The sequence below is a fragment of the Vibrio neptunius genome, from assembly GCA_019339365.1.
In the GTDB taxonomy this organism is placed as follows: Bacteria; Pseudomonadota; Gammaproteobacteria; order Enterobacterales; family Vibrionaceae; genus Vibrio; species Vibrio neptunius.
Genome location: CP079860.1, coordinates 19,298 through 35,057, shown reverse-complemented (window position 1 = coordinate 35,057; position 15,760 = coordinate 19,298). Strand labels below are relative to the sequence as shown.

General features: G+C 44.1%; 11 protein-coding genes, 3 tRNA genes and 1 pseudogene. 9 read left to right on the top strand and 6 right to left on the bottom strand.

Annotated features, from left to right (window positions below; all coding sequences use genetic code 11):
- Positions 1-8: 8 nt before the first annotated feature.
- A complete protein-coding gene (locus tag KW548_16710) occupies positions 9-947 on the top strand; it encodes an FAD-binding protein (protein ID QXX08778.1) in 939 nt (312 codons plus the stop codon).
- A gap of 102 nt (positions 948-1,049) precedes the next feature.
- Positions 1,050-2,207 (top strand): GGDEF domain-containing protein, encoded by a 1,158-nt coding sequence (locus KW548_16705; GenBank protein QXX08777.1) that lies wholly within the window; start codon positions 1,050-1,052, stop codon positions 2,205-2,207.
- Here the strand turns inward: KW548_16705 and KW548_16700 are convergent.
- From KW548_16700 to pdhA, 3 genes are read right to left on the bottom strand one after another with little or no spacing between them, the layout of a single operon-like run.
- Positions 2,204-3,340 carry a 2-oxo acid dehydrogenase subunit E2 gene (locus KW548_16700; GenBank protein QXX08776.1) on the bottom strand — a complete coding sequence of 379 codons (1,137 nt, stop codon included), beginning with the start codon at positions 3,338-3,340 and terminating at the stop codon, positions 2,204-2,206. The genes KW548_16705 and KW548_16700 overlap by 4 nt on opposite strands.
- The gene (locus KW548_16695; protein QXX08775.1) at positions 3,337-4,320 is read right to left on the bottom strand and encodes an alpha-ketoacid dehydrogenase subunit beta; all 984 of its coding nucleotides are present in this window, start codon (positions 4,318-4,320) and stop codon (positions 3,337-3,339) included. Before KW548_16695 ends, KW548_16700 begins: the two co-directional genes overlap by 4 nt.
- A complete protein-coding gene (gene pdhA, locus KW548_16690; GenBank protein ID QXX08774.1) occupies positions 4,313-5,407 on the bottom strand; it encodes a pyruvate dehydrogenase (acetyl-transferring) E1 component subunit alpha in 1,095 nt (364 codons plus the stop codon). Before pdhA ends, KW548_16695 begins: the two co-directional genes overlap by 8 nt.
- Positions 5,408-6,198: 791 nt before the next feature.
- On the opposite strand from pdhA, the gene KW548_16685 reads away from it, so the two are divergent.
- The 6 genes from KW548_16685 (at position 6,199) to KW548_16660 (ending at position 10,461) form a co-directional block, all read left to right on the top strand.
- Positions 6,199-8,511, top strand: coding sequence for a methyl-accepting chemotaxis protein (locus KW548_16685; GenBank protein ID QXX08773.1), 2,313 nt, complete (start codon positions 6,199-6,201; stop codon positions 8,509-8,511).
- A 279-nt stretch (positions 8,512-8,790) separates the two neighbouring features.
- On the top strand, positions 8,791-9,135 hold the full coding sequence (locus KW548_16680) for a HopJ type III effector protein (protein QXX08772.1): 345 nt from the start codon (positions 8,791-8,793) through the stop codon (positions 9,133-9,135).
- 45 nt (positions 9,136-9,180) lie between these two features.
- Positions 9,181-9,537 carry an MmcQ/YjbR family DNA-binding protein gene (locus tag KW548_16675; protein QXX08771.1) on the top strand — a complete coding sequence of 119 codons (357 nt, stop codon included), beginning with the start codon at positions 9,181-9,183 and terminating at the stop codon, positions 9,535-9,537.
- 162 nt (positions 9,538-9,699) lie between these two features.
- Positions 9,700-9,773, top strand: a tRNA-Cys gene (locus KW548_16670).
- A 515-nt stretch (positions 9,774-10,288) separates the two neighbouring features.
- Positions 10,289-10,375, top strand: a tRNA-Leu gene (locus KW548_16665).
- Between the two features lie 12 nt (positions 10,376-10,387).
- Positions 10,388-10,461: transfer RNA gene (locus tag KW548_16660), tRNA-Cys, on the top strand.
- A gap of 103 nt (positions 10,462-10,564) precedes the next feature.
- Here KW548_16660 and KW548_16655 read toward each other — a convergent pair.
- From KW548_16655 to KW548_16645, 3 genes are all read right to left on the bottom strand, one after another.
- The gene (locus KW548_16655) at positions 10,565-12,913 is read right to left on the bottom strand and encodes a hypothetical protein (GenBank protein ID QXX08770.1); all 2,349 of its coding nucleotides are present in this window, start codon (positions 12,911-12,913) and stop codon (positions 10,565-10,567) included.
- Between the two features lie 177 nt (positions 12,914-13,090).
- Positions 13,091-14,326 carry an alpha-xenorhabdolysin family binary toxin subunit A gene (locus KW548_16650; protein QXX08769.1) on the bottom strand — a complete coding sequence of 412 codons (1,236 nt, stop codon included), beginning with the start codon at positions 14,324-14,326 and terminating at the stop codon, positions 13,091-13,093.
- Between the two features lie 713 nt (positions 14,327-15,039).
- Entirely contained in the window at positions 15,040-15,477 is a 438-nt protein-coding gene (locus tag KW548_16645; protein ID QXX08768.1) for a DUF4174 domain-containing protein, read from the bottom strand.
- A 108-nt stretch (positions 15,478-15,585) separates the two neighbouring features.
- On the opposite strand from KW548_16645, the pseudogene KW548_16640 reads away from it, so the two are divergent.
- Positions 15,586-15,741: pseudogene (locus KW548_16640) on the top strand (N-acetyltransferase).
- Positions 15,742-15,760 lie beyond the last annotated feature (19 nt).

The window sequence follows — 15,760 nt, the reverse complement described above, 5'->3', positions numbered from 1 at the left end:
GAATGAATATGAATGCAAAAACGTTAGTCATCGTCGAGCACGATAACCAATCCTTAATAGCAGATACTTTGAAAACCTTGTCAGCGGCCGCTTCATTGAGCACTGAAGTGAGCGCGCTTGTGGTTGGGGGAGATTGCCAGTCAGTGGTTGAGCAGGTCGCTAAAGTTGGGCTGGTAAAAGAGGTGCTGGTGGCGGATTCTGAAATCTATCAAAACCAGCTGGCTGAAAACTGCGCGTTGCTGGTACAACAGATTGCGGCCGATTTCACGCATGTTCTGGCTCCTGCGACCACGTTTGGCAAAAACCTGATGCCTAGAGTCGCAGCTTTGCTCGACGTTGGTCAGCTATCGGATGTGGTCTCGATAGAATCAGAGGACACCGTCATAAGACCTATTTACGCCGGTAATGCGCTGGCTAGAGTAAGATCATCAGATAGAATCAAAGTTATCACTATTCGCAGCTCTGCGTTTGACTTAGCAGACATAGATGACAGCTCATCAGCCATAATCAAACCGGTTGATATCAACATAGGCAATGCACTTTCTGAACTGGTCGACCGCCAAAAAACACAAAGTAGTCGCCCTGATTTGCCAGCGGCAAGAGTGGTTGTGTCTGGTGGGCGTGGGTTAGGTAGTAAAGAGAACTTTGTCATGGTCGAGCAACTTGCTGACAAGTTGGGTGGTGCCATCGGTGCGTCTCGTGCCGCTGTGGATGCGGGGTTTGTATCGAATGATCTTCAGGTTGGACAGACAGGTAAAATCGTTGCACCGGAGCTTTACATTGCTGTTGGGATTTCGGGAGCAATTCAACATTTGGCAGGGATGAAAGACTCTAAGGTAATTGTGGCTATCAATAGTGATCCAGAAGCGCCAATATTTCAGATTGCCGACTACGGTTTGGTTGGAGACTTGTTTGAAATTTTACCAGAGCTAACCAGTGCTATCTAAAACCCAAACAGAACGCCTGCTCATTGAGTGGGCGTTTTTATAAGTAAATAACCGATATCTCTCCTAAACTGTAGCTATTAGCTGCATAGTGGGAGAGGCTCTATGGGCATACACTTAGATATCACTACCTTGTCCATCATCTGTGTTTTGTTGTCTTTGTGCTATTGCATAGGGTTGTTATTGATTCAACAACTTCAGCCTACCGTTAGAGGGATCAGCACGATTGCCTCTGCGCTTCTGCTGCTCTCCATCAGTTTTCTTCTCTTGAGTTTTGGCAACCAAATTACTCACTGGGTTTCCAAGATACTCGCCAACTCCTTGATGGCTTTTAGTTACATCATTTTATTACTGGGCGTATGCCAGTTTAGGCGGTTCCCTCGGGTCATCGCGAATGTCGGCTTCTACAGTTTTCCGATATTGGTCATCGGACTGACCTATTTTACGTTTTTTATGCCGTCGACTAATGCGCGTGTCATTTTGATGACCATTTATGTTTCTAGTTTGTGTTTTATTGCGATATTTGCCAATCAAAAAGGTCATAGCACAGATATTACTCCCTCCAAATTTTTGCTCTCGTTTGGGCTAGCGACTCAGGGTAGCTACAATGTATTTCGCTTCACTTGGACGCTGTTTGAACAACGGATTGACGATTTCATGATTTCGGGTATTGCACATCAGTTGGCGTTTGTTAGCACATTGCTGATGATTGTTTTTGTCGGATTTTCAGTGACGTGGATGCTTACTGGGCGACTCGTCGCGACGATTTATGATACGTCGATCAAGGATGAGTTGACTCAGCTTTATAATCGTCGAGCGTTGGAAGAATTACTGCCAAAAGAGTTAGCCAGATCAAGCCGGCACAGGCAGCCGCTGTCTGTGTTACTGCTTGATATTGATCATTTTAAAAAAGTGAACGATACCTACGGTCACCAGGCAGGGGATCGTGTGTTACGCACAACGGGTAAGTTATTAATCCTGCAAACCCGAAAAGATGACTTAAGTTTTCGCTATGGCGGTGAGGAGTTCTTGGTACTCTTGCCTAATACTGATATTGATAACGCTATGATTGTTGCTGAGAAACTCCGAGAAGCAATAAAAAGAGCAAGGATGTTGCCGACGAACGTTGAGTCTTGTACGGCAAGCTTTGGTGTCACCGAGTTCAATGGGGATGATGATTGGAAAAGCGTCATAGAGCGCGCAGATCGGGCACTCTATAACGCTAAGGAAAATGGCCGTGACCGGGTTACGGCGAGAACTTAGTTCAACTTCTTCTCCAAGTGCTCGACCAGTCGCTTGGTAAAACGAGCGGCTTCGCCGCCTGTACAAGCTCTATGATCAAAGGTGACAGAGAGAGGCATGGCTTTCACTGCCACGGCTTCATTATTTCGCATCACCACTTTTTCAATGATACGTCCTGCACCGACAATAGCGACCTGAGGTGGGGAGACCACCGGCGTCGCGTAGATACCTGCAATCGCACCAAAGTTAGAGAGTGTAATCGTTGCGTGCTGTAATTGTTCACGTCCGATTTTACGGTCACGGATGCCAGTCACTGTCTCATTGAGCCAAGAGCGTATGTCTTCCGTTTTTACTTCGTTAGCGTTTCGTAAAACAGGCACATATAACCCATGACTGCTGTCGACAGCAATGCCTATGTTCACCGTACTATGCACACAGCGAGTCATAGTTTCAGCATCAAACCAAGCATTGAGTGCTGGCTCTTGTTCACATGCATATACAACGGCCTGGATGAGACGCCCAGAAATGTCTTCGCCTTTATTCCAGTTTTCCAACAGGGCTTCTTCTGTAATGGTGACAGAAGCGACGTTGTGATGCGATTCAGCCATGGTGCCAGCCATGGTTCGACGCGCACCTTTGAGCACTTCAGTTCCTGGTTGTTGCTTACCTGCCTCTTCATAAATGTCGGCGTCGGTGATCAGGCCACCATGACCACTACCTTCTACTTGAAGAAGGTTCACTCCCAACTTCTTGGCGAGCAAACGAGCTGAAGGCATAGCCGTGACGGGTGAACCTTCGCTAGTATTGTGTGAAGCGCCGATCCAAAAATCATCAACATCGACTTGGTGAGTTTGACTTGATACGTTGCCCACGACCGTAGCAGCATCTTTTTGCTTTGATTCTGATTTTTGTGCAGTACCTTCTTGCTCGATTTCAAGTAAAAGGCTACCAATATTGATCACATCGCCTTCTTCGCCATGGCGACTGACTATCTTACCACTGTATGGTGCGGGCACTTCGACGACGGCTTTTGCGGTCTCAACGGTCAAAATGATCTGGTCAACTTCCACCATGTCACCGACATTGACGTGCCATTGCACTATTTCCGACTCTGCAAGTCCTTCACCAAGATCTGGCAGTAAAAATGATCTCATTTCCATCCCTCCACGAGTTCTTTTGCTGCAATAACAATGTCTTCTTCCTGAATCATAAAATAGTCTTCATTTCGATAGTAAGGCATAACCGTGTCCATGCCTGTGACACGTTTCGGTGGCGCTTTGAGAGTACACATCGCATGTTCAGCTGCTCGAGCGATGATCTCTGCACCAACCCCGCAGGTTTTACTCGCTTCATGGACGACAAGTAAGCGACCTGTTTTGTCTAGGGATTTCAGAATAGTATCCATGTCGATAGGCTTGATGCTGGCTAAATCAATCACTTCAGCTTCAATACCCTGTTCAGAGAGAGCTTGTGCTGCTTGCAGTGACTCAACTACGCAAGCCCCCCACGTCACTAAAGTGACATCGCGTCCTTTGCGTAACGTAAAGCAGCTGTCCAGAGGAAGTGCCTCACCATTATCAATGACATTAGATTTCACTGTGCGATAAATACGTTTTGGTTCAAAAAACATGACTGGATCGTTACTGCGGATTGCGGCCAACAGCAGTCCGTAGGCACGTTGTGGAGAAGAAGGAATCACTACTCGAAAGCCAGGAATATGGGCAAAAAGAGCCTCGATACTCTCCGAGTGGTGTTCCGGTGCATGGATACCGCCACCAAACGGGGCTCGGAAAACGGCTGGACAGGTTAAACGCCCACGTGTCCGGTTGCGTATACGTGCAGCGTGACACATTAGATGTTCCATAGCTGGGAAAACAAACCCTTGGAATTGAAACTCCGCCACAGGACGTAGCCCCTGAGTGGCCATACCAACACTGACCCCGCCGATAAGCGCTTCTGCAAGAGGTGTGTCGATAACCCGCTTGAAACCGAATTTTTCTTTTAGGCCAACTGTAGCGCGAAAGACACCACCATTGTCACCGACATCCTCCCCCAGTAAAACGACCTTGGGATCCTTGCTCATTTCATGGTGCAAGGCGAGGTTTACTGCTTCAACTAGTGTAATCTCAGACATTTTTGCCTCCCTGCATTCGCATCGCTTTGTTGATCAGTTCGTCTCTTTGCTTGTTTAGCTCTGTGACTGGGGATTCATATAAGTAATCAAAAGCAGACTCAGGTGCTTGAGGCGGTAAGTTAAGATAACGTTCGACCGCTTTTTCGACTTCAGCTTTGGCTTGCAGGAGTAGGGCTTGCTCTTCTTCTTCAGACCAGTGTCCTTGATCAATAAGGTAGTTTTTTAGCCTAAGAATGGGTTCATATTGCCACGCCTGATTGAGCTCATCTTTGCTACGATAGCGGCTAGCGTCATCGGCGGTGGTATGGTCACTGAGTCGGTAGCTTACCGCTTCAATGAGGGTTGCCCCTTTGCCTTTTCTCGCTCGGTCTAGTGCTGTTGACACTGCATCGTACATGGCGATGACATCATTACCATCGACAGTGATGCCAGGGATTCCAGCTCCACTGGCTTTCTCGGAGAGAAAATCAGCCGCACACTGCAGTGATCGTGGTACGGAGATGGCCCACTGGTTGTTGTTGACGACAAACACAAGTGGGATGTTCCAGGTACCCGCGCAATTGACAGACTCAAGGAAATCTCCCTTGGAAGTTGCACCATCGCCACAAGTGACGAGCGCAGCATTGCGGTCGCCTTCAATTTTCAATGCTGCAGCGACGCCAACGGCGTGGGTGCATTGCGTCGCTATAGGAACGCAGAAAGGTAAGTCTCGGCATGTTAGATTGTTTTCATCTGGACAGAAATCGCTACCCCGCTCATCACCTCCCCAATATTGAAGATTTTTTTCCATACCTATACCGCGGACCCACATAGCAGGCATATCACGGTAATAAGGGATGAAGACGTCTTGTACACGAAGGGCGTGGCCTATGGCAATTCCAAACGCCTCTGCTCCTAAGTGTGAAGGGTAGGTTCCTAGCTTTCCTGTTCTTTGTAAGGCGACAGCTTTGTTGTCGTAGGTGCGTGCGACAACCATGTCGCAGTAGAACTTTTTCAGTGTTTTAGCATCGGCCCACTCAGGAAGTGGTTTAACGACTTGACCATGATGATCGAGAAATCGATTCATGGGTAAGGCCTGAACGTTCATCTCAAGCTCCTTGTTGCTCTGCATTCTATGGCAGCAATTAATTAACATCCTCCGGGCAAACCTCTATTTATGACATTCTGAGTTTTCTGTTAATATGAAATACTATTCTGTAGAATTTGTCATAAATGATTTATCACACTGTTAAAGCTAAACAAACCAGTGATGAATGTCGGTTTTACCAGTTAATCTAAGTGTAACCAATTTGTTAAATTTCGCCTGATCTGAGCCATTTTTCAGGAGTAAACTATTTCTTACAAAGGTTAAAAAACAGATGAAAGTGCTGGTTTTTTCAATTGAAAATGACCAAACATGACAATATTCACTATCGAATTAAGGAATTTTACAAGAATATTATCTGGAATTTTTGCAAAAATTATCGAAATGACTTCTTTTTGATGCCAAAAGCAGAGTCAAAGTTGGCCGAGAGTGCGCAGTTTTGTTGTCCAAATTTATCTCTGTTCGAAGTGGATACCTGACAACTGATTGAATCAATTATCAATTATCAATTACTGTCTGTTCTAATCAGACTATGTGAAATGACAGGTCATACTGGATTTTTCTAACGCTAAACAGGGGAAATATTTAGATTATTCATATTTGTTTTCATTTGGTTAGTGAGCCGACCTTTTCAGGTTGCCGCCATGATTGCAAATTTTTTGTGATATAAATCGAAAGTTTATTTATTTATGATTACAATTACATCACTAAGTGCATATAAATCGTACGTCTGTTGGCAAAATTCTTCTGAATAAACAGAAGCGGAGAAGGACTCTCTGCGAAGAGGTTTGGTTATGAAGATTGCCACTAAAATAGTTTTGGCTTCAACCCTATTGTGCAGTATCGCTATTATCTCGACAGGAACTTTTGTTGGGTGGAAGGCATCTGATTTGTCGGAGCAAGCGCTCTATCAGCGCGCTACAAGTCAATTGACTTCCATTCGAGAAAACAAGAGAAGTGAGATAGAGAATTACTTTCAGCTTATTAGGGGACAGTTATTGACCACCGCTCATTCTATTGGTGTGAGAGATGCGATGATCGCGTTCAAAGATACGTTTGAGCGTTATCCCGTCGATTCGGTCAGCGCTACTGATCTGTCGACACTTTCGAATTATTACACCTCCAGTTTTGGAATGAATTATCGAACGGTTAACGGTGGTGACTCAGCGAATGCGTTACAAAAGCTCAATATGCTGTCTCCCAGAGCCAAGGCTCTACAGGCGCGTTATATTGGGGTTAACCCCAATCCACTTGGCGAGAAACACAAGATGATGGTTGATTCGCTAGGGACTGAATACGACCAAGTGCACAGCAAATATCATCCAAGCATCAAAGGATTTCTGGAAGAGTTTGGCTATTATGATATTTTTCTCGTCGACACAAATGGAAACGTCGTTTATTCGGTTTTCAAAGAACTGGATTATGCGACAAACTTGAACTCTGGTCCTTATGCAGGTAGTGGTATTGCTAACGCGTTTAAAAATGCGCTAGGTAAAAGTGCAACTCAGTACCATCTTGAAGATTTCGCCCCTTATTTCCCTTCCTATGAGGCTGCTGCTTCATTTATCTCCACACCGATAAAGATTGATAACCAAACCATTGGTGTTCTCATCTTTCAGATGCCTGTAGATGAGATAAATAGCATTATGACTTTTGGTGAAAACTGGCGTTATGCGGGATTGGGCAACTCTGGCGAAACCTATCTCGTTGGTCCAGATAACTTGCTACGCAGTGAATCCCGTTTTCTGCTTGAAGAACCCGAACTTTATTTTGAAGAGCTTAAAGCATTAGGTGTACCGCAAGGTGTTATGGAACAGATACAAGGCAAATCTTCAGCGATTGGTCGACAGAGCGTTAATACGGCAAGTGTAAAAGCGGCGCTTCGCGGGCAAAGTGGTTCTGAGGTGATTCGGGATTACCGCGGTATAGAAGTGTTGTCAGCCTATTCACCTTTAGATGCTGCGGGCTTGCAATGGGCAATTGTGACAGAGATAGATAAAGCGGAAGCTTTCGCTGACCTTGACGCACTGGTCCAGACGAAGATTGTTACTGTGTTAACCAGTATTATTGTCGGCGTAATTGCTGCTGTCTGTGTTTCGTACTTTCTTGGCAACAGTATTGCAAAACCAATCCGTGTGGCAAGTGAGAAAATTCAACGAATAAGTAGAGAAAATGATCTGACCGAAAGGTTAACGGTCGAGGGCAAAGATGAAATGACAGATTTGTCTGTTTCGCTCAATTCTCTGTTTTCTCATTTGCAGGATATTATACGAAAATTCGCTGAAGCAACCGAGAATCTGAACCACAATACGCACAGTATGACCGGCAATATGAACAGTGCTCGTGATGCTGTCCAAGACCAGAACCGAAGAACTGAGTCTGTCGCTACCGCTGTTAATCAAATGAGTGCCTCTATCTCTGAAGTGGCTCAGTTTGCCAGCCGAGCTGCTGAGTTTGTGAAGAATGCCAATGATAAAGGCAGTGAGGGCGTCGGAGTAGGCCGTGATCTCGGCAACGAGATTTCTCGTCTCAATGAAGAGATGAAAACCGCTGTTGAGGCGATTGGGCGTTTGCACAACGAAAGTAACTCGATTGCGGAGGTTCTCGATGTGATTCAAGGAATTGCCGAGCAAACAAACCTATTGGCGCTCAATGCCGCTATTGAGGCGGCGCGTGCGGGTGAACAGGGACGTGGGTTTGCGGTTGTGGCAGATGAAGTTCGTTCTCTTGCTGGTCGAACTCAGTCATCAACGGAAGAAATTCGTGAAAAAATCGAAGCGTTACAGCGTGAAACCAATGAAGTTTCAAACAGTATTGAAAATGCCAATGGAACGGTGTTGCAAGGGGTGGATACGTGTGAGCAAAATGCAGGTATGCTTGAGCAGATAGTCACTATGCTTAATGACCTGAATGAGATGAACATACAAATCGCTGCTGCAACCGAGGAGCAAAAAGCGGTAACCGACGAAATCAGTGGCAGTATTACCTCAATTGCGGACGCATCTTCTGCTGTGTCTAGTCAGGTCAGTGATGTGGACCATGTGTTGCAAGGTTTATCTTCTCAAGCTGAGCAGCTCAATGAAGCAGTGTCACAATTCAAGTATTGATCATAGGCAATTGGCCGACTCACAGGACGTCGGCCTTTTATTTCTTAACTCGACGATGGCTACCGCTGCAGCGCCAGTCGATTAACTGTTTCCTACCACTTTGATAGTCGTTGAATTGTCTGACTCAATGAAATACTGTTGTGTGTTGACCATGAACGATTCCTAGCATGATGTTGCTTGAGTTTAATAATGAGCGCCATCATAGAGATTTTACTCAAAAGCACCTTTTGTATTGAAGAGCAATATCATAGACTTACTCTGTTTGAACGGGAGTAAAAAATGAAACTAGGTGAATTTATAGAGCAGTTGAACCACAATCCAACTGAGGTAGAGTTTGAGCAAACCATGGCTGCAATAGACGCGAATTATGAGTTTATCCCAACGGCATTCATCAATGGAGAAACAAACAATGCAGCTAACCAGAATAATGGTTCGTGCAAGATATTCGCGTTCGCTCAGTTGAATCTACTGTCTGAACAGGACACATTAGCGTGCTTTGGTCGTTTTTATCGTGAAGACGTGCTTCAGAACCCAGATGGAGAAGATCACGCCAATATCCGCAACTTTATTAAGTTTGGCTGGCAAGGTATTGAATTTGAATCAGAAGCACTTGTTGCTAAGTGATTAACTGAGGGGCGTTAGCGCTCCTTTTTATGTGGGTAAACGACAATGGACAACAAACAGCTTTCTGATTATCTAGACACCTTTATGAGCGTAGAGTCTAGTTATCCTTTTGGCCCTGAAGCGCGCGTCTATAAAGTGCGAGACAAAATGTTTGCTATTCTGTCGATGAGGGAAGGGCGTGAATACGTCACAGTGAAAGTAAAGCCCGCAGATGGTGAAGTTCTGACATCCCAATTCGCAGACATCACCCCTGGGTATCACACTAATAAAAAGCATTGGGTGACCGTGTATTATCCTGGTGACGCTGAAGATGGCTTGATTCAGGATCTTTGCGAACGTTCTTATGCGCTGATTGTCAGTAAATTGCCAAAGGCACAAAGAGTAATATTGGGCTTCGACTAGAGTTGAGTGACACCAAACGTTGCAGTTAGATCAATTAATCAACCATTTGATTTAAATATCAGCAATCAATCCGCAATTAGGTATTTTTATTTGACTCTCATTGCTCAATCCGTAAAGTGTGCATCGAACGCAGCGGTGGGTAACTAAAGCGTTAAAAGAAAAGGCGCGTTGGCAGAGTGGCTATGCAGCGGATTGCAAATCCGTGGACCTCGGTTCGACTCCGGGACGCGCCTCCATTCTTTTTCTTCTATTCTTGTAACATTTCTAATCAATATCTCATTCTCTTGTTTAATCAACGCCTTAATTTTTTAAGGTAAAAATACATACTGCATAAAGGTTTAATCACGAGTTCATCATTGGCGATTGCTTTACTTTATTTTTCGCCCCTTTTACTCGAAGCCTACCTCGCAAAAACTTCGTTATCTACTGGACACAAAATAGGTAGTGTTTACTGACCTGTTGCCATTTCGATGTGAGTCGCTTTGGTAACTTTGCCGCGTGGTGTCCCATTATCAGCATGGTTTAGCAAGTTCTGAACACTTGATGTTATTTTTAGTGCGTTTTAAAAAACAAATATGACGGGCATCTTTTGTGCAAAATGATCGCCAATTGTACCGCGGAGTTTGGATTTTAACCGGTTGAATAAAAAAGACAAAATTTCTATTGACCTTAAATCTCAATCCGTTAAAGTACGCCTCGTTCTCACGGCGAAGTCCGATGAGAGATGGTGTTACCATCGCATGATTGCGTTGCCCTGGTGGTGGAATTGGTAGACACAAGGGATTTAAAATCCCTCGGCGTTCGCGCTGTGCCGGTTCAAGTCCGGCCCGGGGCACCATCTAAAAAATGAGGCGCGTTGGCAGAGTGGCTATGCAGCGGATTGCAAATCCGTGGACCTCGGTTCGACTCCGGGACGCGCCTCCATTCTCTACGAGAATACAGTAACCAGCTCTGGCTGGTTTTTTTGTATCTGCGTATCGAAAAATCATTTCAGATAGTGATTTTTTAATGATTGCCTCTATTCTCCTCAGTTTGAACAACCTCTTCCGTTTGGTATGCCGCTGCCAGAAAACTCAATTCTTAAACGTTTGACAGAATGAAGGTACTGATTGCTGTCTGCGTTATTGTGATCAAAGTTATTGAGAGCTACGTTCCAGCTCGTAAAGGGAGTTGGCTCAAAGTAGGCATAAGCGAATTTATTCGACAAAGCCCCGTCTGTGATGATACTGACCTGGTTGCTTAACGCATCATCGAGACGGTAGTAGAATGCTCTTGTTATTGGATTAGCACTAAACTTGAATTCCTCTTGTCCAAATCTATCGTAATAGTTGCCACCATTTGAAATCGTCAGATTGAACTGCTTCCCATAAGGAAGATTCTCACCCTCAAAGAAGACGCGGATCTTGTCGAGTCTGACTCGATCAAACGCACAAAACTGTGATTGTTCAAGTGGGATGTTGAAGTTAAACTCTCCCGTCTTAGCTAGAGCTTCAATTTGTTTCGTATCGTCAATGACAAAGTTATCGATGTTGAAGTCCTGTGGCGCAGGTTGGAAACGATTTAGTGCATTGACATACTCGTTTTCAATCGCCGCTAAATCAAATTGATAATCTAGATAGGACTTGCTCAGGCTGGGTTTGATATCGCTTTTTTTCAGTGCCCAATATTCGTAGGCTGCAACGTAATTTGAAAGCGCTACATACATAGGACGTTTAAAGTGCAATGAAACGCGAGATAATTCCTGTTCTACTTTTTTCAGTGCGTCACTATCTTGGTTTGCATTTGCAATCAGATGATTCAGGCGCTCTTTCTGGTTAATGGTCACTTTGCGTGTTAACAGGAGATCGACCAGTTTCGCTTGCTCTTGTACTAGGTTTAGCTGAGAAGCATTGATTGCTTTTCCTAGTAAGACTTGCTTTTCTAACTCAAGTAGATATACGCGTGCCCCTCTAATGCCAAGAGAATCCGCGTATCGTAGATTGCTCCTAACCTCTGCGATCATAAGATCCCAAGCTAAGTTACTTTCACTCAAAGATGGCACCGCGAAATCGAAAGAATCCATTTTCTCTGAGATACGTTGCATCCTAATTGTCGACTTTACTTCGTTGGTCAAGGAAGCAATCCCGGCGACGGTTTTGGTTATATTGTCGATAATCCCTGTTACATTTTTAACGTTAGTTACCAGATTTTTCGCTTTATCAAGGGCTTCGGGAGTTTTAGCCAGCTGCTCCGTCACATCGTTAATCCCTGATAAGTTTCCCGTGAAGACACCGCTCACTGCACTACCAATTTCTGCGATTGCTTTGAATATCGCTAACGCCGCGTTAAGCTGCTGTTGAGTTTTCCATACCTCAACACCATACAGGTAGTTACTACGAGCACTGAGTGCTGTAAGCTCCTGAGTTTTATACTGACTTTCCACCTCAGAGACACTATCAATCAGCTTGGAGATATTCTGCTCTGACTGCTCGACAACAGCATTCTGAGATTGCAGGACGTCTTCGATATTGCCCAGAGCAAGCTGAGCGTTTTCAATTTTATCTTCGACCTGAGTATTTCGGCTTGTCACAATATCTCGCTTTTGTTCAAAAGCAATCATGGCATTGAGATACGCTCTGTATTTTTCCTGATACAGCGAGCGGTCAAGATAAGGTACGAAGTTATCCGACCGACTACTCAAATCGGTAAACTGTTTGAACGCAACAGTTTGCAAGTAGAGATCCGTCAGTAATGGGTCATCGGACACTGTCGCGCCTGCATTGCGCATGCTGCGTTCAACCCAGTTCAGTAAGGCTAGACTGGTCTGCGGCTGTTCGTCATATAGGCTGAGAGCCATGTCGAATGAACGGTTTACAATGTCAGAAAATTGCGATTTTGCTAGCTGAAAGTTGGCGGCAAGATCATCGGTTAGCTGTTGTTTGATGTAATGCTCGCCAGAGAGAATGATGGAAGTGCCCGTATTCTCGCTGGTTCCAATTGTGTCGGCAGTAACGCCTCCCTCTGGGGTGAAAGCGAGTACATTAAACGGCGTTTCCATTTCCTCTGCGATTACCGTAATGGAAGCCGCCGCGCCTTGTTGGCCAAGGACGAAAGTAGGGGTGCCATTACCAACAATCTTACGTGCAAAGATAACAATGCTCTGGTTGTTCATCACCAGGTTGAAGTTGTCGGTCACGTCGATTGTGTCAGCAAAAATAAAGAGTTGGGTTGGTTTAGTTTGATACAGGTTTTGCTGTGTTATCCATTGCTTAAGATTGATATACAGATCAGATGTTGAACGAGTGACTGAGTCTGTTTTTGAGTACGGGCTATCAAGCCACGCTGGGTATTGTGTGTTTGCAGGTAGGTTATTAATGTCGAGCCAATCTGAGGCCATAACCCCATTTGATATTGCTGTGGTCACAGCAAGTGTAAGGATTTTTTCATTTTTATTTCCTTATGAGGTGCTACCCAATAAAGATTTTGGGTAGGCTTTCCCGCACCCAGCGCATAAGCGAGGGTGGGGAAGGGGTTTAGGGACTGAATCCCGTTATGGGTTTATACCGGAATAGGACTATTCGGCTTTTTGAATGTACGCGTTGTTAGCGAATGTTTTCGCTTTTTCGCTGATAGTGTTCCAGTTTTGTTCTGCAACTGCGGTGTTTGCCATTGCTCCAGCTGCGGCCAGAACCGCATTAGATTGCAGAATTTCAGCATTTGACTCCGCGGCTTCAAGCGCGACGATTAACGAATCGAAGTCGTTATTCATCTTCTGCCAGTGAAGCTTTAGCTTGTTCACATAAGGGATCGCATTTTCGATTTTGCTTGAAATGATCTTGATGCTTTCTGTTGAACGAGTGTAAGAGTTATAGACCTTTTGAGTGGTAGACAGCTGGGCCTCAAGTACCTTTGCTTCATCCTGAAGCTGGTTACGGAGTTTTCTTGCCTTCTCTGCTTTGTCACCATAAACACCCATGATAGGAATAGCGACAGCAGGGAACCAAGCGTAAGTCACGGCTGTTGCGGCAACAGTCACATAGTGAGAGTAATCTTTATTGAGTTGGTCGATACGATTGTTGAGGTCATTCACTCGTTGTTGTAGTTCGCTGCCATCATCTTCCAAATAACCACTGTGAGTGCTTTTTAATACATCTAATTGCAACTTCTGCTCTTCAATTTTGGTAGCGAACGTCAGCAAGTCTTCACTGGCTTTTTGCACCTTCTGTTGATTATTAACTGAGAAGTTTTTTAAAGCGTTTAAATACGCAATAGAAAGCTGGCGTGCTTGCTCAACTGCCTGAACATCTGCGGGTAGAGGAGAAAAAGACTTGTTGAGGATGACAGTCAGTTGATCGCTCAGAGGGTTAATCATGTACTTCTGAATATCGTTATAATTGGATAGAGACAAAGCTAAATCGACAATGTCTGGGTAAAGGTCCTGTTTCCAGTAAAACGCTTCTGCGTGGACTTTGCCGTATTGCTCCACCAGGGCTTTGAAGTTTGAAAACGGTACATCGTCAGCGATATCAAATGCTGATTTCATGCTCGCCTCTGTAATTGGCAATGACAAAGCACCTTCAACATAGGTTTGAATCTGGAACCACTCTTTTTGATTTAAAACGAACTCATCAGTCTCTAAATCGATAAAGGCACCATTCTCACCCAGAATGGTGTCATAACTGATCTGGCCGATTTGCTGTTCAGCAGAATTTGGAGACAGTGCCTGATAGGATGTAGAAGCGTGAACACCGGCCGTGATCAAGCTCAAGCAAAGTGTTGATAACAGAAGTGGCTGTTTTATTTTTTTCATTCTAATACCTTATTTTTATTTGTACTCAACCCTGACATTAAAAGCCTTTATAAGTAACTGAAGGGGAGAGTTTTATATTTCTAGCAAGCTGTGTTGTTTGAAAATATCAACCTTTAGTCGTTTGTTTAATTATCTCCTTTTATTTTTTGGATAAATCTATAGCAATGTAATTAATTAGAATGCGCTATAGATCACATTAAATGTAATTTTCTGAGCAATGTTTGTTCTCATTGATTTTAGTAATATATAAATTAGTAAACGTTAAATAAATGGCAGGCTTTGAAAATAAAGGTCTCGGTAGTTGCATTTGTTTATAAGAAAACCTTTAAGTGATAGAAATATTATTTTTTAATTTTTTATTAGTCCATGAATTAAACAAGTGTTTTAAATAGTTGTATACCTGCATTTTAAATATGGTTATTAGAGTGGTTTCATTTAAATAAATCGCTTTTGCTTTTTAATAATCAAAGACTAAATTCCTATCAGAGGGGTAATTTTTGAGTAGAAAATTAACATCAGCATATTACATTATTATGAATTAACGCCCTCGCATTGGAACGTTAACCTTTTGAGATGTCTACGAAAGCGAGCCACAACGGCTATCAGTGGGTAACGTGAAAAAACAATGGTGCTGACCTGTCAACTTGAGTTTGAAGTTGGGCGAGTGAACCCAGTGAAAAAAAGTGGGCGACTGGTGTTTGTTTTTCATTTAATTATGCAGAGCAGGGGCTTGGCCTCTGCTTTATTTCGCGCTGACGCATTGGCATACGATCAATGGTTTGTTTAATGTTTTCCCAATCTGTTGCTTTGCCCCAACGCAACTTTTCTGAACCGTCTTTTCCAATCAATATTGCGGTATGTGTACCTGGTTCAACATCATAAACTCTAAACATACTGAGTAAGTTAAACTCGTTCTTGACCCAAGAGGGAATGGTAAACCCATCTTGAGTGACGACTAAAGTGATAACGTCTCGGTCGGAAAGTTCGCATTCATTGATTAGGGTCTCAAGTAAAAACTGCTTCACATGTTCGTCATTGGTCGGTGCGAAGTAAATGACGCTTCTATGAGCCCATTTGGGTGAGTAAGCGGGGTAACTCCACGCAAGCCCAATACTCTGAATAAGCAGTAAAATGAGAATCAAACAGCGCATAATTGGCCTCCGTGAAACAACAATTGAGCTTCTAAACCTCAATCACTTTCTACGTTAAGTGTAGGTGGTAAGCTCACCATTTACCTGAGTAATACGTAAGTAACTGATATGGAGAATCTTGACACTCGTGGTTTGAAATTGCGCTTGCGTAATGAAGGAGATGCAGATTTTATTCAGTCACTCTACAACACGGAAGGTTTCCTTCGCTTTGTGGGTGACAAACACATTAGAAGCCGTGGCGATGCTGTCGAACAGTTCCGTAACATGCGATTCGCCATTTGGT

Coding starts and splice junctions, on each gene's coding strand:
- KW548_16710 (QXX08778.1), top strand. CDS start 9: ATGAATGCAAAAACGTTAGTCATCGTCGAGCACGATAACCAATCCTTA.
- KW548_16705 (QXX08777.1), top strand. CDS start 1,050: ATGGGCATACACTTAGATATCACTACCTTGTCCATCATCTGTGTTTTG.
- KW548_16700 (QXX08776.1), bottom strand. CDS start 3,340: ATGAGATCATTTTTACTGCCAGATCTTGGTGAAGGACTTGCAGAGTCG.
- KW548_16695 (QXX08775.1), bottom strand. CDS start 4,320: ATGTCTGAGATTACACTAGTTGAAGCAGTAAACCTCGCCTTGCACCAT.
- pdhA (QXX08774.1), bottom strand. CDS start 5,407: ATGAACGTTCAGGCCTTACCCATGAATCGATTTCTCGATCATCATGGT.
- KW548_16685 (QXX08773.1), top strand. CDS start 6,199: ATGAAGATTGCCACTAAAATAGTTTTGGCTTCAACCCTATTGTGCAGT.
- KW548_16680 (QXX08772.1), top strand. CDS start 8,791: ATGAAACTAGGTGAATTTATAGAGCAGTTGAACCACAATCCAACTGAG.
- KW548_16675 (QXX08771.1), top strand. CDS start 9,181: ATGGACAACAAACAGCTTTCTGATTATCTAGACACCTTTATGAGCGTA.
- KW548_16655 (QXX08770.1), bottom strand. CDS start 12,913: ATGGCCTCAGATTGGCTCGACATTAATAACCTACCTGCAAACACACAA.
- KW548_16650 (QXX08769.1), bottom strand. CDS start 14,326: ATGAAAAAAATAAAACAGCCACTTCTGTTATCAACACTTTGCTTGAGC.
- KW548_16645 (QXX08768.1), bottom strand. CDS start 15,477: ATGCGCTGTTTGATTCTCATTTTACTGCTTATTCAGAGTATTGGGCTT.